The sequence below is a fragment of the Streptomyces sp. NRRL F-5755 genome, from assembly GCF_001279365.1.
Taxonomy (GTDB): domain Bacteria; phylum Actinomycetota; class Actinomycetes; order Streptomycetales; family Streptomycetaceae; genus Streptomyces; species Streptomyces rimosus.
In genome coordinates this window covers 13,696-32,144 of the sequence record NZ_LGCW01000263.1, presented here as the reverse complement: position 1 = coordinate 32,144, position 18,449 = coordinate 13,696, and the positions used below count along the sequence as shown (strand labels likewise).

Annotated in this window: 21 protein-coding genes; 11 read left to right on the top strand and 10 right to left on the bottom strand. The window is 71.2% G+C overall.

The genetic code is table 11. The annotated features are described in order from the left end of the window. Positions 1-59: 59 nt before the first annotated feature. The 3 genes from ADK86_RS22805 to ADK86_RS22795 all read right to left on the bottom strand — a co-directional run bounded on the left by ADK86_RS22805 (position 60) and on the right by ADK86_RS22795 (position 2,434). A complete protein-coding gene (locus ADK86_RS22805; RefSeq protein WP_053698255.1) occupies positions 60-1,100 on the bottom strand; it encodes a phosphotransferase in 1,041 nt (346 codons plus the stop codon). 23 nt (positions 1,101-1,123) lie between these two features. Then, positions 1,124-1,540 (bottom strand): pyridoxamine 5'-phosphate oxidase family protein, encoded by a 417-nt coding sequence (locus ADK86_RS22800; protein ID WP_053698254.1) that lies wholly within the window; start codon positions 1,538-1,540, stop codon positions 1,124-1,126. 234 nt (positions 1,541-1,774) lie between these two features. Then, positions 1,775-2,434, bottom strand: coding sequence for a response regulator (locus ADK86_RS22795; protein ID WP_030180780.1), 660 nt, complete (start codon positions 2,432-2,434; stop codon positions 1,775-1,777). Positions 2,435-2,783: 349 nt separating this feature from the next. Between ADK86_RS22795 and pdhA the strand changes: the two genes are divergently transcribed. Genes pdhA through ADK86_RS22780 form a run of 3 tightly spaced genes read left to right on the top strand, consistent with a single transcriptional unit; the run spans position 2,784 to position 6,400 of the window. Beyond that, a complete protein-coding gene (gene pdhA / locus ADK86_RS22790) occupies positions 2,784-3,974 on the top strand; it encodes a pyruvate dehydrogenase (acetyl-transferring) E1 component subunit alpha (protein WP_053698253.1) in 1,191 nt (396 codons plus the stop codon). A gap of 2 nt (positions 3,975-3,976) precedes the next feature. Next, on the top strand, positions 3,977-4,960 hold the full coding sequence (locus ADK86_RS22785) for an alpha-ketoacid dehydrogenase subunit beta (RefSeq protein WP_030374496.1): 984 nt from the start codon (positions 3,977-3,979) through the stop codon (positions 4,958-4,960). 21 nt (positions 4,961-4,981) lie between these two features. Further along, positions 4,982-6,400, top strand: a complete 1,419-nt coding sequence (locus ADK86_RS22780; protein WP_053698252.1) for a dihydrolipoamide acetyltransferase family protein — start codon at positions 4,982-4,984, stop codon at positions 6,398-6,400. Between the two features lie 81 nt (positions 6,401-6,481). On the opposite strand, the gene ADK86_RS43875 is transcribed toward ADK86_RS22780, so the two are convergent. Further along, entirely contained in the window at positions 6,482-6,658 is a 177-nt protein-coding gene (locus ADK86_RS43875) for a hypothetical protein (protein WP_199821603.1), read from the bottom strand. A gap of 237 nt (positions 6,659-6,895) precedes the next feature. On the opposite strand from ADK86_RS43875, the gene ADK86_RS41210 reads away from it, so the two are divergent. Continuing rightward, positions 6,896-7,681 carry a GNAT family N-acetyltransferase gene (locus tag ADK86_RS41210; protein WP_053698277.1) on the top strand — a complete coding sequence of 262 codons (786 nt, stop codon included), beginning with the start codon at positions 6,896-6,898 and terminating at the stop codon, positions 7,679-7,681. Here ADK86_RS41210 and ADK86_RS22765 read toward each other — a convergent pair. Continuing rightward, positions 7,644-8,084, bottom strand: a complete 441-nt coding sequence (locus tag ADK86_RS22765) for an ATP-binding protein (protein WP_053698250.1) — start codon at positions 8,082-8,084, stop codon at positions 7,644-7,646. The two genes, ADK86_RS41210 and ADK86_RS22765, sit on opposite strands and share 38 nt — an antisense overlap. 152 nt (positions 8,085-8,236) lie before the next feature. Between ADK86_RS22765 and ADK86_RS22760 the strand changes: the two genes are divergently transcribed. Then, entirely contained in the window at positions 8,237-9,109 is an 873-nt protein-coding gene (locus ADK86_RS22760; RefSeq protein WP_053698249.1) for a helix-turn-helix domain-containing protein, read from the top strand. Between the two features lie 3 nt (positions 9,110-9,112). Further along, complete coding sequence (locus ADK86_RS22755) at positions 9,113-9,322, top strand: DUF397 domain-containing protein (protein ID WP_053698248.1); 210 nt, start codon at positions 9,113-9,115, stop codon at positions 9,320-9,322. A gap of 24 nt (positions 9,323-9,346) precedes the next feature. Here the strand turns inward: ADK86_RS22755 and ADK86_RS22750 are convergent, their stop codons facing one another. Further along, the gene (locus ADK86_RS22750; protein ID WP_053698247.1) at positions 9,347-9,610 is read right to left on the bottom strand and encodes a hypothetical protein; all 264 of its coding nucleotides are present in this window, start codon (positions 9,608-9,610) and stop codon (positions 9,347-9,349) included. Then, positions 9,603-9,962: a hypothetical protein gene (locus ADK86_RS22745; RefSeq protein WP_030589856.1), complete on the bottom strand. Its 360-nt coding sequence runs from the start codon at positions 9,960-9,962 to the stop codon at positions 9,603-9,605. Before ADK86_RS22745 ends, ADK86_RS22750 begins: the two co-directional genes overlap by 8 nt. A gap of 196 nt (positions 9,963-10,158) precedes the next feature. On the opposite strand from ADK86_RS22745, the gene ADK86_RS22740 reads away from it, so the two are divergent. Beyond that, positions 10,159-10,455: a hypothetical protein gene (locus tag ADK86_RS22740; protein ID WP_053698246.1), complete on the top strand. Its 297-nt coding sequence runs from the start codon at positions 10,159-10,161 to the stop codon at positions 10,453-10,455. Between the two features lie 63 nt (positions 10,456-10,518). Here ADK86_RS22740 and ADK86_RS22735 read toward each other — a convergent pair whose 3' ends face one another. Beyond that, positions 10,519-11,265 carry a TetR/AcrR family transcriptional regulator gene (locus ADK86_RS22735; protein ID WP_053698245.1) on the bottom strand — a complete coding sequence of 249 codons (747 nt, stop codon included), beginning with the start codon at positions 11,263-11,265 and terminating at the stop codon, positions 10,519-10,521. A gap of 148 nt (positions 11,266-11,413) precedes the next feature. Between ADK86_RS22735 and ADK86_RS22730 the strand changes: the two genes are divergently transcribed. Next, positions 11,414-12,388 (top strand): NAD-dependent epimerase/dehydratase family protein, encoded by a 975-nt coding sequence (locus ADK86_RS22730; RefSeq protein WP_053698244.1) that lies wholly within the window; start codon positions 11,414-11,416, stop codon positions 12,386-12,388. Here the strand turns inward: ADK86_RS22730 and ADK86_RS22725 are convergent. Both ADK86_RS22725 and ADK86_RS22720 read right to left on the bottom strand, forming a co-directional pair. Further along, on the bottom strand, positions 12,351-13,823 hold the full coding sequence (locus ADK86_RS22725; RefSeq protein ID WP_053698243.1) for an MFS transporter: 1,473 nt from the start codon (positions 13,821-13,823) through the stop codon (positions 12,351-12,353). The two genes, ADK86_RS22730 and ADK86_RS22725, sit on opposite strands and share 38 nt — an antisense overlap. Continuing rightward, positions 13,820-14,434 carry a TetR/AcrR family transcriptional regulator gene (locus ADK86_RS22720; protein WP_053698242.1) on the bottom strand — a complete coding sequence of 205 codons (615 nt, stop codon included), beginning with the start codon at positions 14,432-14,434 and terminating at the stop codon, positions 13,820-13,822. Before ADK86_RS22720 ends, ADK86_RS22725 begins: the two co-directional genes overlap by 4 nt. A gap of 163 nt (positions 14,435-14,597) precedes the next feature. On the opposite strand from ADK86_RS22720, the gene ADK86_RS22715 reads away from it, so the two are divergent. The 3 genes from ADK86_RS22715 to ADK86_RS22705 all read left to right on the top strand — a co-directional run bounded on the left by ADK86_RS22715 (position 14,598) and on the right by ADK86_RS22705 (position 18,360). Next, the gene (locus ADK86_RS22715; protein ID WP_063789062.1) at positions 14,598-14,933 is read left to right on the top strand and encodes a hypothetical protein; all 336 of its coding nucleotides are present in this window, start codon (positions 14,598-14,600) and stop codon (positions 14,931-14,933) included. Between the two features lie 211 nt (positions 14,934-15,144). Then, on the top strand, positions 15,145-16,572 hold the full coding sequence (locus ADK86_RS22710) for a UDP-glucose dehydrogenase family protein (protein ID WP_053698240.1): 1,428 nt from the start codon (positions 15,145-15,147) through the stop codon (positions 16,570-16,572). 90 nt (positions 16,573-16,662) lie between these two features. Continuing rightward, positions 16,663-18,360: an MFS transporter gene (locus ADK86_RS22705; RefSeq protein ID WP_234345968.1), complete on the top strand. Its 1,698-nt coding sequence runs from the start codon at positions 16,663-16,665 to the stop codon at positions 18,358-18,360. The last annotated feature ends 89 nt before the right edge of the window (positions 18,361-18,449 follow it).

Genomic DNA, 18,449 nt, shown 5'->3' with positions numbered 1-18,449 from the left:
CGGCCGCCCGTCGCGGCGTTCCAGGGCCTCCGGGCTCACGGGCTCCCGCCGCGCCGCCCTCACTCCGTGAAAGCCGCCCGCACCGCCCCGTACTCCCGCGTCCACCACACCGCCAGCGCGGCCGCCGCCGGGAACTGCGGATCGGCCCGCCGGTCGCCCAGCCGGTAGCGCCAGTCGAGCATCCAGAAGTCGTTGAGCCGCTCCCACCACACCCGGTGCACGGCGGCGGCCAGTTCCGCCGCTCCGGCGCCCGAGGCGCGGCGGTAGGCGCCCGCGTAGGCCCCTACCTTCGGCAGGTCCAGGGTGCCCGCGGGCTGGACGAAGAAGATCGCGGCGGCCCGTACGGCCTCCTCGGCGCGGGGCTGCACGGCCAGCCGGTCCCAGTCCACGATGGCGGCCGGTTCGGCGTCCCGGTAGAGCAGGTTGAGCGGGTGGAAGTCGCCGTGCACCCAGCCGGTGGCCGGGACCCGGTCCGCGCCGGGGCGGCGGTGGGCCTCACGTTCCAGCAGGGCTCGGCGCTCCAGCAGCCGGTGTTCGGCGAGCTCGTCGAAGCTGCTGCGCGGCCGGGACCGGCGGGCGAGCGCGAGCAGCTCGTCGATCATCTCGAAGGTACGCGCGGGGTCGGCGCCCGCGTGCTCGTACGGGGCCCCGGGCCCCGCCGTATCGGGCGTTATGACCTGCTCCAGCGCGGTGTGCACCTGCCCCAGCAGGGCGCCGAGGCGGCGCGACTGGTGGCGGGTGAGCGCGGCGCCGTCCCGGTGGCGGCCCTCGACCCAGGGGTGGAGCGCGTAGCAGCGGCCGCCGAGGACCGTGACCGTACGGCCGTCCGCGTCGGCGAGGGGCGGGGCGACGGGCAGGCCGAGGGCGGCCAGGCGGCGCGTGGCGCGGTGCTGGCGGGCGATGGCGGCCTGGTCGCCGTCGAGGTGGTGCTTGAGGAAGTAGCGGCCGTGTGTGGTGGCGAGGCGGTAGCCGCGGTTGAGCAGCCCCTCGGCGACCGGTACGCACGACAACGGCTCCCCGGCGCCGTAGCGGCGCAGCAGGGAGCCGAGGGTGTGTCCGTCGGGCGGGGACGCCGTCCGGACATCGGATGAGCGCAGCACGCGCCAGATGTTAGATCACCGGGTCACGCTGAGTGGGCGTATCGGAACACAGGGACATCGCAGAGGTGGTGGACCTTGACAAACTCCGGTTCTATGCGGAGGAAAACCGGGTCGAAGGGCTCTCCGTCGGCCAGCCGGGGGGTGCGGCCGAACTGCTCGTACTCGGCCGGCGTCGGCGCGATGGCGCGGGCGGTGCCGGTGAACTGTACGGACCAGGTGTCCTGGGCGCCGGAGTTGGCGTTGTCGGCCTCGTAGGCGACGACGTTGCCGTCCAGGGCGCGGTGGTAGCCGTAGCCGCGGTGCAGGCGCAGCAGGAGCCGGCCGTCGACCACGATGTGCCGCGTGACGGCGGTGAAAGGCAGGGCCCGCAGGCTGGCCGACACCCGTCCGTAGGGGGTGCGGTTCAGCAGCTCGATGGCTCGGTAGTCGTCGGTGGGCATGCCTACACCCTGCCGTGCCGGGCCGCGCGAAAGTAGAGGCACCCGCCCTGGCGGAAACGGGACGTTGGTCCTGAATGGGGCGGGAGTTTGTCAGTTCGGGGGCGTTTTACGTGGTCGGGAGCGGTGTGGCGGGGCCGGATTTTTTTTGCGGCGGTCCCTTCGCGGCGGGGTGGACGGATGTATTCCGCTTTCCGTCCCGGCCGTCGTCCGGCCTTCGGCCCTCCGACCCGGCCCTTACTGCCGCTCCGCCTTCATCCGCGCCACATACGCCGCCGCCTGCGACCGCCGTTCCATGCCCAGCTTCGACAGCAGGCTGGAGACGTAGTTCTTGATGGTCTTCTCGGCGAGGTGCAGACGCTCGCCGATCGCGCGGTTGGTCAGCCCCTCGCCGATCAGGTCGAGGATCTTGCGCTCCTGCTCGGTGAGGTTCGCCAGCCGGTCGTCGCCGCGGGCGTTGTTGCCGTCCCGTAGGCGCTCCAGTACGCGGGCGGTGGCCACCGGGTCCAGCAGCGACTTGCCGGCCGCCACGTCCCGTACGGCGGTCAGCAGCTCGTTGCCGCGGATCGCCTTGAGGACGTACCCCGACGCCCCTGCCATGATGGCGTCGAACAGGGCCTCGTCGTCCGCGAAGGACGTGAGCATCAGGCATTTGATGTTCTCGTCCTGGGAACGGATCTCCCGGCAGACCTCGACACCGCTGCCGTCCGGCAGCCGGACGTCCAGCACGGCCACGTCGGGACGGGTCGCAGGGATCCTGACCAGGGCATCTGCGGCGGTGCCGGCCTCGCCGACCACCTCGATGTCCTCCTCCACGGAGAGCATTTCGTGGACGCCGCGCCGGACGACCTCATGGTCGTCCAGCAGGAATACCGTGATTTTTCCGTCTTCGCGCACCTGCTCAGTCTCACACACGAAGTCTTCCAATGCTCCTGGTCACCGATATAACGTGCCGTTGTCCCGGCGGGCTGCAACGCTGAGAACAGGGGATAGCCGACTGATCGGCCACTTGCTCGGAAATCCAAGCAAATTACTTGGAACCCCAAGCAAAGTCGCAGGTCAGCTCCCTTTTCGCCTAGGCTCCGGAAATAGGGCACACCGCCCTCCGGCAGGCCGTGGCCGGGACACCTTGTTCCACCCGGGCCGCGTCGTGCCGCACACACCCCGTGCGCCGTATCGGATACCGGGTGAGCCGCAATACGGCCACCGGCGGACCCCGGGGGCCGGACAGACGGAGGAGCAGCACGTGACCGTGGAGAGCACTGCCGCGCGGAAGACCACCCGCGGTGGCGGGAAGCGCGCCACCGCGAAAAAGGCAGCACCCGCCAAGAAGAAGGCGGTGGCCCCGGCCTCCGCCGAGGCGGAGCAGGACCAGCTCGTACAGCTGCTGACCCCGGAGGGTGAGCGGGTCGAGCACCCGGAGTACTCGATCGACCTGTCGGACGAGGAACTCCGCGGGCTGTACCGGGACATGGTCCTCACGCGGCGCTTCGACGCCGAGGCGACGACCCTCCAGCGCCAGGGCGAGCTGGGCCTGTGGGCCTCGCTGCTGGGCCAGGAGGCCGCGCAGATCGGCTCCGGGCGCGCGCTGCGCGACGACGACTACGTCTTCCCGACCTACCGGGAGCACGGTGTCGCCTGGTGCCGCGGCGTGGACCCGACCAACCTGCTGGGCATGTTCCGCGGTGTGAACAACGGCGGCTGGGACCCCAACAGCAACAACTTCCACCTGTACACGATCGTCATCGGCTCGCAGACGCTGCACGCGACCGGCTACGCGATGGGCGTCCAGAAGGACGGCGCCGACTCGGCGGTCATCGCGTACTTCGGCGACGGCGCCTCCAGCCAGGGCGACGTGGCCGAGTCCTTCACCTTCTCCGCGGTCTACAACGCCCCCGTGGTGTTCTTCTGCCAGAACAACCAGTGGGCGATCTCCGAGCCCACCGAGAAGCAGACCCGCGTCCCGCTCTACCAGCGGGCCCGCGGCTACGGCTTCCCGGGCGTACGGGTCGACGGCAACGACGTGCTGGCCTGCCTGGCGGTGACCCGGGCGGCCCTGGAGCGCGCGCGCTCGGGCGAGGGCCCGATGCTGGTCGAGGCGTTCACGTACCGGATGGGCGCCCACACCACCTCCGACGACCCGACGCGCTACCGCCGGGACGAGGAGCGCGAGGCGTGGGAGGCCAAGGACCCGATCCTGCGGCTGCGCACCTACCTGCTGAACGAGGGCTTCGCCGACCAGGCGTACTTCGACTCCGTCGAGGAGGAGAGCGAGGCGCTCGGCAAGCGGGTGCGTGAGGTGGTCCGGGCGATGCCGGACCCCGACAACATGGCGATCTTTGAGAACATCTACGCCGACGGGCATGCGCTCGTCGACGAGGAACGCGCACAATTCGCCGCGTACCAGGCGTCGTTCGTGGACGCGGAGGAGAACTGACCATGGCCGTCTTCGAAAAGATCACGCTGTCCAAGGCGATCAACGAGTCGCTGCGCGCCTCCATGGAGGCCGACCCCAAGGTCCTGGTCATGGGCGAGGACGTCGGCAAGCTCGGCGGCGTCTTCCGCGTCACCGACGGGCTGCAGAAGGACTTCGGCGAGGAGCGGGTCATCGACACCCCGCTCGCCGAGTCCGGCATCGTCGGCACCGCCATCGGCATGGCGCTGCGCGGCTACCGGCCCGTCGTGGAGATCCAGTTCGACGGTTTCGTCTTCCCCGCGTACGACCAGATCGTCACCCAGCTCGCCAAGATGCACGCCCGCGCGCTCGGCAAGGTCAAGGTGCCGGTCGTCATCCGCATCCCGTACGGCGGCGGCATCGGCGCGGTCGAGCACCACTCCGAGTCCCCGGAAGCGCTCTTCGCGCACGTCGCGGGCCTGAAGTGCGTCTCCCCCTCGAACGCCTCCGACGCGTACTGGATGATGCGCCAGGCCATCGAGAGCGACGACCCGGTCATCTACTTCGAGCCCAAGCGCCGCTACCACGACAAGGGCCGCCTGGACACCGAGGCGATCCCGGACCCGCTGCACAAGGCGCGGGTGGCGCAGACCGGCACGGACCTGACGCTCGCCGCGTACGGCCCGATGGTCAAGGTCTGTCTGGACGCGGCCAAGGTCGCGGCCGAGGAGGGCAAGTCCGTCGAGGTCCTGGACCTGCGCACGATCTCGCCCATCGACTTCGACGCGGTGCAGGCGTCGGTCGAGCGGACCCGCCGGCTGGTGATCGTCCACGAGGCGCCGGTCTTCCTCGGTACGGGCTCGGAGATCGCCGCCCGCATCACGGAGCGGTGCTTCTACCACCTGGAGGCCCCGGTGCTGCGGGTGGGCGGTTTCCACGCGCCGTACCCGCCGTCCAGGCTGGAGGACGAATACCTGCCGGGTCTCGACCGGGTGCTCGACGCGGTCGACCGCGCGCTGGCGTACTGAAGGGCTTGAGGAGTAGTGACCATGACTGCAACCGAGCAGCGCTTCCGCGAGTTCAAGATGCCCGACGTGGGCGAGGGACTCACCGAGGCCGAGATCCTCAAGTGGTACGTCCGGCCCGGTGACACCGTCACCGACGGCCAGGTCATCTGCGAGGTGGAGACCGCCAAGGCCGCCGTGGAGCTGCCCTGCCCGTACGACGGCGTCGTGCAGGCGGTGCACTTCGACGAGGGCGTCACCGTCGACGTGGGCACCTCGATCATCGTGGTGGACACGAACCCGGGCGCGGGCCCGGCCGAGGCCCCGGCGGCGGAGGCCGCTCCGGCGGCCGAGGCGGAGGAGGCCGAGCCGCAGGGCCGGCAGGCCGTCCTCGTCGGTTACGGCGCGGCGCCTTCGTCCACGAAGCGCCGGGCGCGCAAGCCGCAGCCGGGCGCGGCGGCGGAGCCGGCCGCCGCGGCGGTGCAGGCGGAGCTGAACGGGCACGCGGGGACGCCCGCGACCCCAGCCGCTCCCGTCGCCCCCGCCGTTCCCACCGCGGAGCGGCCGCTGGCCAAGCCCCCCGTCCGCAAGCTGGCCAAGGACCTGGGCATCGACCTGGCGACGGTCACCCCGACCGGCCCGGACGGCGTGATCACCCGCGAGGACGTGCACGCGGCGGCGTCCGCGACCGTCCCCGCCGCGCAGGCCCCGGCTCCGGCCCCGGCCGCCGCCGTGGCCACCGGCGGCTCCGAGGCCGTCCGCGCCCGCGAGACGCGTACCCCCATCAAGGGCGTACGCAAGGCCACCGCCCAGGCGATGGTCAACAGCGCCTTCACCGCGCCGCACGTCACGGAGTTCATCACCGTCGACGTGACGCGCACGATGAAGCTCGTCCAGGAGCTCAAGCAGGACCCCGACATGGCGGGCCTGCGCGTCAACCCGCTCCTGCTCGTCGCCAAGGCCCTGCTGGTCGCGATCAAGCGCAACCCGGAGATCAACGCGGCCTGGGACGAGGAGAACCAGGAGATCGTCCGCAAGGACTATGTGAACCTGGGCATCGCCGCGGCCACCCCGCGCGGCCTGATCGTCCCGAACATCAAGGACGCCGAGGCCAAGACCCTGCCCCAGCTGGCCGCCGCCCTCGGTGAACTGGTCAGCACGGCCCGCGAGGGCAGGACGGCCCCCGGCGACATGGCCGGCGGCACCGTCACGATCACCAACGTGGGCGTCTTCGGCGTGGACACCGGCACCCCCATCCTCAACCCCGGGGAGTCCGCGATCCTCGCCTTCGGCGCGGTCAAGCTCCAGCCCTGGGTCCACAAGGGCAAGGTCAAGCCCCGCCAGGTCACGACGCTGGCGCTCTCCTTCGACCACCGCCTGGTCGACGGCGAACTGGGCTCGAAGGTCCTCGCGGACATCGCCGCGATCCTGGAGCACCCGAAGCGCCTGATCACCTGGGCCTGATCTTTCGGGCACCACACACAGGCGGGCCCGGAACGACCTCGTCGGTCGTCCCGGGCCCGCCCGTCGGCTTCTCGTCCCTGCTCAGCCCCGGATGATCTCCACGGCGCGGCTGAGGTGCCCCACGGGCCCGCCCGGCGCGTTGTGGTCGCCCTGCGCCGCGCCCTTCGTCAGCGCGATCCCGCCCCACAGCGCGGCCACGAGCAGTGCGACCATGACGGTGGTCCGAGCGCGGCGGCCGGCGGTCGTCCTGGACTGCATGGTGGTCTCCCCTTGCATACGGTTCGGAGCCTGACCGGCCCCTCCCTTCCATTACGTCACGGCGAAACGCCGATTTCGTACGCGCCAGGTACAGACTCACGTCAGCCTTAAGTCGGACAGGCGGTACATCTTCCGATAGAGATCGCGGCGTACGCGTGGGGCCTGGGACGGGGACGAGGCCACTGTCCCGCGCAAAAGGAGTTGCTGCCTCCGTATGTGCCGCATACCGTCGCACGAATGAGCAGCTGCCCGACGATCATCCGCCCCTACTGTCCGGAGGACGAGCAGGCCGTCACCGGTCTCTGGCCGCAGGCGGTACGGCAGTCATCCCAGACGGACACCTGGGTCGCGGTGGACGAGCGTAATGGCAAGGTCGTCGGCCTTCTCCACCTCCCCGGCTCCGAGATCAGTGGCCTGTATGTCGCCCCCGAGGCGCAGGGGCGCGGCATCGGCACCCAACTCGTGGAACACGCCGCGTCGCTACGGGGCGCCCTCGGGGCGGAAGTCTGTGAACGCGACACGGCTGCCCACGCCTTCTTCACCCACCTCGGCTTCACGGAACGCTCGCACCGTACGGACAAGTCCACCGGCGAAACCCTGCTCGCCCTGGGCCGCCCGGCCCCCCTCCGCTCCGTCGGCTGGCTGCACGTACGGGACGGCCGCCTGCTCAGCGTCCGTACGCGCGGCAACGACACGTTCTACCTCCCCGGCGGCAAGTACGAACCGGGCGAGACCGCCCCCGAGGCGCTGTCCCGCGAACTCTCGGAGGAACTGGGCCTGTCGATCGCTCCGGCAGACCTCGCCCCGGCCTTCACCATCCACGCCACCGCACACGGCGTGAACGCCGGCCGCCGCCTCCACATGACCTGCTTCACCGGCGGCCCGCAGGACATCAACCCCGCCCCCGGCCGCGAGATCGCCGAGTACGCGTGGTTCGACCGCCACGAGGCACGCGAACGCTGCGCCCCCGCACACATGCAGGTCGTCAACCGCCTGATCGCCGAGGGCCGCATGGCCGCGTAACCGCGGCTTGCAGTTCCACCTCGGCCCACACGGTCTTCCCCACGGTACGGGGCTCGATCCCCCACCGATCGGCAAGCTCGCCCACGAGCACAAGCCCGTGCCCGGAGGTGGAATACACCCCGCGCCGCTCCCGCGGCACGCGCTCACCCCGCGGATCACTCACCTCGACCCGCAACAGGCCCTCACCCATCACCAACCGCACTCGGAACAACCGCCCCCGCAACGTCCCGTGCAACAACGCATTGGACGCCAACTCCGAAACAATCAACGCCACATCCCCCGCGATGCCCTCCTGCCCCCACTCCGCCACCAGCCGGGCCGCCCGCCGCCGGGCGAGGGAGACGCTGCGCGCGGTGGGCGTGTAGTCGAGCTTGTCTTCGTACGTGAGTTGGGGAACGGGCATGGCTGATCGCCTCCGTCGGGGTGCCAACGTTCTACTCACTCTGCGAGCGAGTGGACACAGACGGTAGTGTTACTCTGCGCGACACGGCAAGTCGTACGCGCAGAAATTTTTACTCCCGGTAGTTTGGGCAACTTGACGGGAAGGGGCGGGAGATGGCGGGTGACCGACCCGAACGTGGCACTTCGGTTTCCACCGTGCTGGGCCGCAGACTCGGCGGCGAACTCCTCCGCATGCGAGAAGCGCGGGGCATGCGCCAGGCCCAGGCGGCGGAGGCGCTGACCGCCTCGGTACCCAAGGTCGCGAAGATGGAGCGGGGACTGGTTCCCATGCGGGATCCGGATATCCGGGCGCTGTGCCATCTGTATGAGATGGATGACGCCGAAACGGTGGGGCGGCTGTTGGGGCTGGCGAAGCTGGATCGGGAGCGGCGGAGGGCGAAAGGGTGGTGGCGCCATGCGCCGAACGCCGGGGCGCTGGCCGAGTACATCGCCTTGGAAGACGTGGCGAGCCTGGTCCGTAATTGGCAGCTGTCGCTGATCCCGGGGCTGTGCCAGACCGCCGAGTATGCGCGAGCGCTCCTCGGTGCCTGGCACGGGCCGGACGCGATCGAGCGTTCCGTCGAAATTAGGATGCGCAGGCAGGCGAGGCTGACCGGCGAGCGACCCCTGCAGGTGCACGCAGTGGTTTGGGAAGCCGCGCTCCGGCAACTGGTCGGCGGTTCCGAGGTCATGCGCAATCAGCTCGGCAAGCTGCTCGATCTGACCGCGTTGCCCAATGTGACGCTGCAGGTATTGCCGTATGCCGCCGGGGCCCACCCCTGTCTCACGAGCCCTTTCAACATCGTCTCGTTCGCCGAGCCCGGTGCGGTGGACGTGGTTCACCTCGACGGGACTACCTCGACGGTCTGGGTCGAGCATGAGGATGACAGCGCCCTGTACCGGGAATCCTTCGACCGCACTGCCGGGCTGAGCCTCACGCCTGATGACTCAGCGGCCTTTATTGACGATCTGCGCAAGGAGACGTGATTCGTGAACGCATTTCATTTCGTCAAGTCCAGTTACAGCAGCCCCGCCGGTGGTGAGTGCGTTGAGGTGGCGACCAACGTTCCTGCGGTCGTGGCAGTGCGGGACTCCAAGCAGCCATCGGGACCGGCCCTGCTCTTCACGGAACGCGAGTGGCTGGCCTTCCGGTCCGCCGTGATCGACGGGCGGATACGCGCGGCCTCCGTGAGTGCTTGACCGCAACGGCCCGGCGACGAGCTCCTAGCGCGGTGCCAAGGTGACCTGGAGGATGTACACGTGCTGGTGGCGCGGAACGGTCTGGTGGACGAACATGCCGCCGGGAACGATCTCTTGGCCGAGTGCCGGGGATGCGCCCTGGTAGAGCGTGCCCTCAAGATATTGGGCAGCCGCTGCCCGTACCAGCTCGTCGGCCGTCTCCTCGACCCTGGCGATGAACGCCAAGTCGTCGATGCCCCCGATGACGTGCTCCGCGGTGGGGTCGTACTCCCAGCGCCACTCAGCCACCGGTCACCGCGCGGCGAGCCTCGTTGTACACGTCGCGCACCTCGTCCATGGCAGCTCGCCACTCCGGGGCGTCACGGTCGAGAGTGTGGATGATGCGCTGCGCGGCTTCCATGCGCTGGTCGAGGTCGCGGCGCCGCTTCATCTCGATGACGGTGGCCCACTTGAGCTGGAAGCCCTTGATCGGCTCGAACGATCCCGACTCCGTGGCCCGGGTGAACTGGACATCGCGGTCGGCCAGCATCTCCGGCAGCCGCGCGGGAGCGACCCGGGCGAGGGCGGCGCGCAGGCTGGGAAAGGCCAGGTCGGGGCGAGGTACCAGTTCCTCGGGTGGTTCCTCGGGTTGGGCACTCATGCCGCTGCCCTCTCCTTCGTGCCGGGGCTGGCCGGGGTGGCGCCGTTCCCTTGCATCCTAGGGCGGCGTACGAAGCGCGCGCTGCTGAAGCAGGCCGACGGGGCTCAAGTGCACACCGCGTGGCGGTGACCGGCATACCCCGCACCCTCCCTGGGCAGGCGCGCCCGGCACGACTCAGTGTCGAAAGGAACGTGTGATGCGGAGCAAGTGGGTCCAGCGGGCGGCTCTGGCCGCGAGTGGGATCGTCGTGGCAGGGGCATTGCCGCTGGTCGTGGCGAGTCCGGCGCAGGCCTGGGGGTGGGACTGCCAGCAGTATCTGCGGCACGCCGGGTACAAGGTGCCCGTCGGCGGCAAGGCCGCCAAGGCGTGCGGGGTTGCCGAGGACGGTCAGGGCTCGGCGTATTCGCTCGACCTGTGCAGGCAGCAGCTTGAGGGGCTGCACGTGAAGTCGAAGCATGCGAAGCCCGCGTGCAAGAAGGGCGCTGCGAGGTAGCGGCACCACGTACGGGAGGGAGGGCCCTGGCGACCGGTTTTGCCAGGGCCCTCCGTCGTGAGGTCAGGCGCCGGCCAGCCCCACCGCATCGGCCAGGGCGCCCATTTCGAGGTCCAGGAGCGTGCCCGCCTTGTGGCCCATGCCGCCGAAGTTGCCCTGGACTTCGAGGCTGACGATGCCGTGCATGCGGGTCCAGGCCAGGACGGAGGCGGCGAGGGCGGGGACCGGGTCGGTGGCTTCCGGGGCGTAGGCGGCGGCCCACTCGGCGACGGCGGGGGTGTCCGTCACCCAGGCGCGTACCTCGTCGTACAGCGGTTCCGCCGCCGGCCATGGCTCGCCCTCGGCCAGGACGGCCACGAAGGGGCCGATGACCGCGCGGGCGCTGTCCGTGGTGTGGGCGGGCGCCTCGTACGACACGGCGGGGGTCCCCGCGAGGAGCAGGTAGCGGTGCGGCTGGGCGAGGGCCCAGTCGCGGTACGCGTGGGCGAGGGCGAGCAGCCGGGCGCGGGGTGAACGGTCGGCGGCCCGGTGCGCTGCCGTACGGATGGCCTCGGCGGCGTCCTCGTAACCGTCGCTGATGAGCACCGTGAGCAGGTCGTCACGGTTGCGGAAGTACTTGTAGAGGGCCGGGCCCGACATGCCGAGGGTCTTGGCGATGGCGTTGATGCTCAGCGCCTCGATGCCGCCGGCCGCGATCTGCGCCAGCGCGGCCTGCTTGATCTCCTGCTGGACCTGGGCCCGGTAGCGCTGGCGTGGCGTCTGGGCGGTGTCGGGGGTGGATGCGGGGGTGGGGTTGGCGGACGGCGGCATGGGGCGGCTCCGGCGGTCACGAGCGGTGAATTCTCCAGGGGGAATGGTATCGGCTGTAGTTTTGGTTAGAAGCTATAGCTATAGTGAGGATCGTTAGCGCGCTTCGGGTGTCCCGGAGCGGCGTTCCTTCGAACGGAAAGGTTCCGCCATGCCTGCCAAGCCCACCCGCCCACTGCACGTCGTCCTCGGCACCGGCCCCGCCGGCCTCACGCTCGCCCAGGTCCTGTTGCGCCAGGGCCTGCGCGTACGGACCGTCGACCGGACGGGCCGCACCGTGCTGCCCGGCGCGGAGGCCGTCACCGCCGACCTCGGATCGCCGGACGCCGCACGGGAGGCGGTGCGGGGCGCCGAGGTGGTCTACCACTGCGTGAATGTCGCCTACGAGCTTCAGGTCGAGGTGATGCCCGCGCTCCAGAAGGTGATCGTGGAGGCCGTGGCGGCGGCCGGCGCGCGCCTGGTGGTGATGGACACCTTGTACCCGTACGGTCCCTCCCACGGTGAGCCGCTGACCGAGGACTCCCCGTGGCGGGCCACTTCCCGTAAGGGGCGGATGCGGGCAGAGCTGGACGAGGCGTACCTGGCGGCCCACGAGGCGGGGCGGCTGCCGGTCGTGCTGGCCCGCGCCGCCGACTTCTACGGGCCGCGCGTCCTCAACTCGACGCTCGGCGGGGCGACCTTCCCGCCCGCCCTGACCGGCGGCACGGTCATGGCCATCGGCACCCTGGACCTTCCACACAGCTTCACGTACATCGGCGACGTGGCCCGTGGCCTGGCCCGTCTCGGCCAGGAGCCGGTCGAGTACGGGCGGGTCTGGCACCTGCCGACGGCCCCGGCGCCGACCGTGCGCGAGGTGCTGGACCTGGTGCGGGAGTGCGTCGGGACGCCGTTCGAGATCGAGGTGCTGACCGAACCGCGCGCCTGGGGTCCGTTCGACGAAAGCTTCATGGCGGAGTACGCCGAGCTGTTCTACCAGCACACCGAGGGGCAGACGATGGTCTCGGACGCCTTCGAGCAGCGCTTCGGCATGGCGCCGATGCCCCTGCGCGCGGGGATCGGCGCGACGGTCGACTGGTACCGGGGGTGGCTCATGGAGCGGAGTGGGGCAGGCGGTGCGGCGGCCTGACGGCCACCCCGGCCGCCTCCGTACGCCCTGGCAACCGAAGCGCCAGGAGTACGCCGGCGGCCGCCACCCCCGCGAGGATCACCAGCGTGGGGCCCATCGCGGAGACGAAAGCGGAGGGTGGGGTGGCGGTGGAGGATGAGGCTGGGGAGGAGGGCGAGGCGCCCGTCCCCGTCCCCGCGAACGCGGTCATCAGCATCGTCGCCACAGCCACCCCCACCACCGGCCCGACATTCATCGCCGTCTGCTGGAGGCCGCCCGCCACCCCGGCGGTGTGCGCGGGGGCCCGGCGGACGATCGCGGCCGTCGCGGTGACCATCACCGTGCCGAATCCGGCGCCCAGCAGGAAGAAGCAGCCGCCGATGGCCACGCTGCCCGACGTCTGGCCGAGGCGGGACATCAGGAGGACGCCGACGGCGAGCAGCAGGGCCCCGCATGTCGTGGTACGGCGCGTGCCCAGGCGCCGCTGTACCCGGGCCGAGACCGGCGCGCCCACCACCATCATCACGGCCAGCGGCAGGGTTTCCAGCCCGGCGCGGAACGGGTCCAGCGCGAGCACGTTCTGGAGGTAGTACGTGCACAGGAACAGGGCGCCGAACATGGCCGCCGTCGCCGTGACCAGGGTGCCGAGCGCGGGGGTGACGCCCGGCGCGCGCAGTACGTCCGGCGGGATCAGCGGGTCGGGGGTACGCCGCTCGTGCCGTACGAAGACGGCGCCCGCCACGACGGCGGCGGCGAGCCCCAGCACGGTGACCGGTGTCCAGCCGCTCTCCGGCAGGCCGACGAGCGTGTGCACCAGGCCGCTCAGCGCCACGGCCAGCAGGAACGCGCCGGGCAGGTCCAGTCGTACGGCCGCAGCGGAGGGCCGGGGCCGCGGCTCCGGGAGTCGTACGGCGACAGCCAGGCCGCACGCGGCCAGCGCGGGCACGATGGTGAGGAAGAAGACCGCCCGCCAGCCCAGTTGAGCGGCGAGCGCGCCGCCGAGGACCGGTCCGGCCGCGGCGGCCAGCCCGATCGCGCTCGTCCGCACCGCGATCGGCGTGCCGATCCGGTCGGGCGGATAGGCGGCCCGCAGCATGCCCAGCGTGGCCGGTTGCAGCAGCGCGCCGAACACTCCCTGGGCAACGCGCAGCCCGATGAGCCAGCGGATGTCGGTGGCCAGCCCGATGCCCGCCGAGGTGAGGGCGAAGCCGAGTACTCCGGCGGCGAAGACCTGCCGGTGGCCGTACCGGTCGCCGAGGCGGCCCGCGAAGACGAGGAGGCTGGCCACGGCGATCAGATAGCCCGTGCCCGCCCACTGGACCTGCACGAACGAGGCGCCCAGGTCGCGTTGGAGGGTGGGCTGAACGACGGTCAGCACCGTGCCGTCCAGGGCGACGATCACCGCTCCGGTGATGCTGCTGATGAGGGTGAGGTGCTGGAGGCGGCGGGGGTTCACCGGGGGGCCGGGCCCAGGTGGGCGTCGAGCGCGGCCCGCAGCAGCGGCTCCACGTCGTCGGCGCCGGTGGCGAGCTGGAGGCTGCCCCACCCCCACAGTTGGGCGATGCCGTGCAGGTTCGCCCACAGCGCGCCCGCGACGGCGCGTGGTCCGGCGTCCGGGCGGGTGTGTACCTGGGCAACCAGGTCCACGAGCGCGGTGAACATCGGCAGGCTGGTCTCGCGAAGGCCGAGGTGCCCGCTCTCCAGCAGGTCGTGGCGGAACATCAGCTCGTACATACCGGGGTGCCTACGGGCGAAGCCGAGGTAGGCGCGGGCCAGTGCGTGGAGTTGGGCGCGGGGGTCCGAGTGCGGCTGGTCGCCCGCCTCGGCGGCCAGGTGCTCCGACAGTTCCCCGAACCCTCGCCGGGCGATGGCGGAAAGCAGCGAGAGATGCGTAGGGAAATAGCGGCGCGGTGCCCCGTGCGAGACGCCGGCACGGCGCGCGATTTCCCGCAGGGTCAGCGCCTGCACGCCTTCGGCCGCGACCAGTTCGGCCCCGACGGCGACCAGGCGGGTGCGGAGGCCGCCGTCTTCCTGTTCCGGCGTGCCGGGCGTCTTCGGTGTGTCCATAGACACTGTCTACCAGTGGCGAGTAGACAGTGTCTACTCGCGGTGATCGCTGTGGGACAATTGCGCCGTGCTCGTACGGGATCACGGCGGGCGCATGGGCGCGCAATTCCACTGCGCGACCCTTCGGTTACGTGCGCCCGGCCTCTTCCGGGCGGAAACGGGGATGTCTGAAGTGCGCATTACGGGGAAGCGCGGCCGGGTGGCCGGAATCGCGACCGCCGCGGTGTTCGTCGGCGGCATGCTGCTCGGTACGGCCACGCCTGCCAGCGCGAAGTCCAACGACTACGCGTGCGGCGCCTGGAAGAGCGACAAGCACAAGTGGTCCGCCTCCTGCATCGTGTGGAGCGGCAAGGCGCGCTCCGAGACCGAGTGCTACAACGCCAAGAAAAAGAAGACCTACGCCCAGCACGGGGCATGGGTCGGCCGTGGCTCGTGGACGTTCGGCGGGAACTGCGGCAAGGACCGGCTGGTGTCGCTCGACACGCGCTGGAAGCGCTGACCGGTTACGCGAAGCGGCCTGTTTGGCCAGTTGGGAAAAGGCGTGTGGAACGGCTTCGTACGGCCGTTCCGCACGCCTTTTCCGGTCCGGAGGCCCGCTCCGGCTGCGCGCCCGCACCGCACCTCGCACACTGGGAACAATTGCCTCGTCGCCCGGGGGAATCCACTGGCGGGGCGCATCAAATCAGCAGGACCGAAGGGGCTGATTTGGGATGCGAGTCGCGGTCATAGGACAGGGATATGTGGGCTTGACCGGAGCGGTCGCCCTGGCCCATCAAGGGCATCACGTCACCGGGATCGAACAGGATCCGGACCGGCTGCGCGTCCTGGAGGCAGGGCGGGCGCCGGTCTTCGAACCGGGGCTGCCGGAGCAGCTGACGGCCGCACAGGCCACCGGCCGGCTCCGCTTCGCCCGGTCCGTCACCGAAAGCCACCGGCGGACGCCGTTCGACATCGTCCTCGTCACCGTCGGGACGCCACCCGCGCCGGACGGCTCCGCCGACCTGACGCAGGTGACCCCCGTACTGAACGAGGTTCTCCAACTGCTGCCCGCACCCTGCGTGGTGCTCAAGTCGACCGTGCCTCCCGGCACCAGCGCCATGCTCGCCGAGACCTACCCGCGGCTGCGTGAACGCTTCGCGTACAACCCGGAGTTCCTCAACCAGGGCAGTGCGCTGGAGGACTGGGCCGTCCCCGCCCGCATCGTGGCCGGTACGTGGCACGAGGCGGGGCTGCGGGCGCTGCGCGAGCTGTACGCGGGGGTGGCCGCGCCCTGGGTCGAGACGACGCCCTCCGGCGCGGAGATGATCAAGTACGCGAGCAACGCCTTCCTCGCCACGAAGATCAGCTTCGCGAACGAGGTGGCCGGCATGTGCTGCGGCCCGGACATCGACATCGACCATGTGATGCTGGGCGTCGGCTTCGACCCCCGGATCGGCCATGCCTTCCTCCAGCCCGGCCTCGGGTACGGCGACTCCTGCCTGCCCAAGGACACCCATGCGCTGGCCCACTGGGCGAGCACCGAAGGTCTGGCGACCCCGCTGCTGCGCGCCACCATCGCCGTCAACGACGCCCAGTCCGGGCTGGCGATCCAGATGCTGCGCGCCGAACTCGGCGGCGGGCCCGCCGACGGCCTGGCGGACGCGGAGATCGCGGTGCTCGGCGTGCGGTACGAGCCCTGGAGCGACGATCTGCGCGCGGCGCCCAGCCGTACGGTGATCCCGGCGCTGCTCGGCCAGGGCGCGCGGGTGCGGGTCTGGGACCCGGGCACCGATACGGACGCCATCACCGGCCTGTTCCCCGGCGCCCGTGCGGCGGAGGGCCTGACGGAGGCGGTCGAGGGCGCGCACGCCGTCGTGGTGCTGACCGAGTGGCCGCAGGCGATCGAGGCCGACTGGCAGGCGCTGGCCGCTCTGCTCCACGAGCCGCGGCTGATCATCGACGGGAAGAACTGCCTCAGCCCGGAGCGGATGGGGGAGTTGGCCGTGCGCTACCGCAGCATCGGCACCCGGCTGCCCGCCTCGGCCGACGGCGGGCGGCCCGGTCCGGCGGCCGGTGACCGCAGCGGCGCGGAGACGGCGCCGGAAGCCGTCGTCCGCAGGCTCCCTCCGGAGCAGCCGCCCCCTCTCCCAGACCGGTGAATCTCGGGACGTAAGGCACCAATCGCCGCTCGCCGGGGGTACGGACACAGGGACACAGCGGTCGGTCCCACGGCGAGAAGAGCGTTTCACGTGAAACAGCCACCCACGCTGGACGAACCGCCTCCGGGCGGAGTGCCCCCGGAGGCGGTTCCTCCTGAACCGTCGGCGTGGGCCCCCATGCGCCGCCGGATGTTCCGGGCGCTGTGGACGGCCCAGCTGGCGGCCAACATGGGCACCTGGATGCAGACGGTCGGCGCCCAGTGGCTGATGGGCGACCTCGGCGGCGGACCGCTGGAGGTGGCCCTCGTGCAGACGGCCACCACGCTGCCGGTCTTCGCGCTGGTGGTGCCGGCCGGTGCGCTGGGCGACATCCTCGACCAGCGGCGGCTGCTCCTCGGCGGGCAACTGCTGATGTTCCTCGGGGCGGCCGGGCTGGCCCTCGTCACCGGCGCCGGACAGGCGACCCCGACCCTGCTGCTCCTGCTCACCGCCCTGATGGGGGTGGGCGAGGCGTTCTGCATCTCCTCCTTCCAGGCCATCCAGCCCGAGCTGGTCAGCAAGGAGGAGATCCCCCAGGCCGCCCTGCTCAACAGCGCCAACGGCAACGTCGCGCGGGCCGCCGGACCGGCCCTCGGCGGCCTGCTCATCTCCGCCGCGGGCCCGGCGGCCACTTTCGGGATCAACGCGCTGTCCTTCCTGGGCGTCATGGTCGTGCTCTACGCCTGGCGTCGGCCCGCCACCCACCGGCCACTGGGCTCGGAACACGTACGGGGAGCGATCCGCGCGGGCGCCCGGTACGTGCGCAGGGCGCCCGAGTTCGGCGCCGTACTCGGGCGTTCCGGGCTCTTCATGCTTTTCGCGGGCGGGCTGTGGGCGCTGCTCCCGGCCATCGCGCGCGGCCCGCTGGGCATGAGCGCCGGGGGGTACGGGCTGCTGCTGGGCTGTGTCGGGGTGGGTGCGGTGGCCGGTGCGCTCGCGCTGCCCGTCGTCCGGCCCCGTACGACGACGAACGGCCTGGTCACCGTCGCCATGGTGCTGTACGCGGCGACCATGGCGGTGATCGGCCTGGTGAACTCCTCGCTCGTGGCCGCGCTCGCCCTGATCGTCTCGGGCCTGGCCTGGGTGGCCGTGCTGTCCACCCTCTCCGCTTCGGCGCAGATCCTGCTCCCCGTGTGGGCGCGCACCCGCGCGCTCGCCTACTACCAGCTGGTCTTCATGGGCGGGCAGGCGCTGGGCGGGGTGGGCTGGGGCCTGGTGGCCGACTGGTTCGGCGTACAGAGCGCGTTCGTGATCGCGGGCGTGGGGCTGGCGCTGACGACGGTCGCGAGCATGCGGAAGATGCCGATGCCCGCCGGGCACATCGACGTGGAGCACGTCCAGCACTGGCCCGAGCCGGAGAGCCTGGAGACGCCGGGCCGGAACATCGGCCCCGTGCTGGTCATCGTGGAATGGCAGGTGGAACGGGCCAACGCGGAGGCGTTCATCCAGGCCATGCGGCCGGTCGGGCAGGCGCGGCGGCGTACCGGCGCGACGATCTGGGGCCTGTACGAGGACATGGACGACCCGACGGTCTTCCTGGAGACGTTCACCGTCGTCTCCGAGCGCGAGCACCTGCGCCAGCACCTGGAGCGCGGCACCAAGGAGGACCAGGAGCTGGAGCTGCGGGCCCGCGGCCTGACCCGGCCGGGCACCGCCCCTCGCGTACGGCACCTGATCTGGGCGTATGCGCTGGACCGCAGCGAGGAACTGTCGGATCACGACGGGGCGATGGCGGCGCACCAGCACTGATACGGCGGGGCGTACGGGCAGCAGCCCAGGCGCCTCGGGCGAGGCCGGGGCGAGGGCGATCGGACCAGGCGCCCGCTCGGGCGCACCGA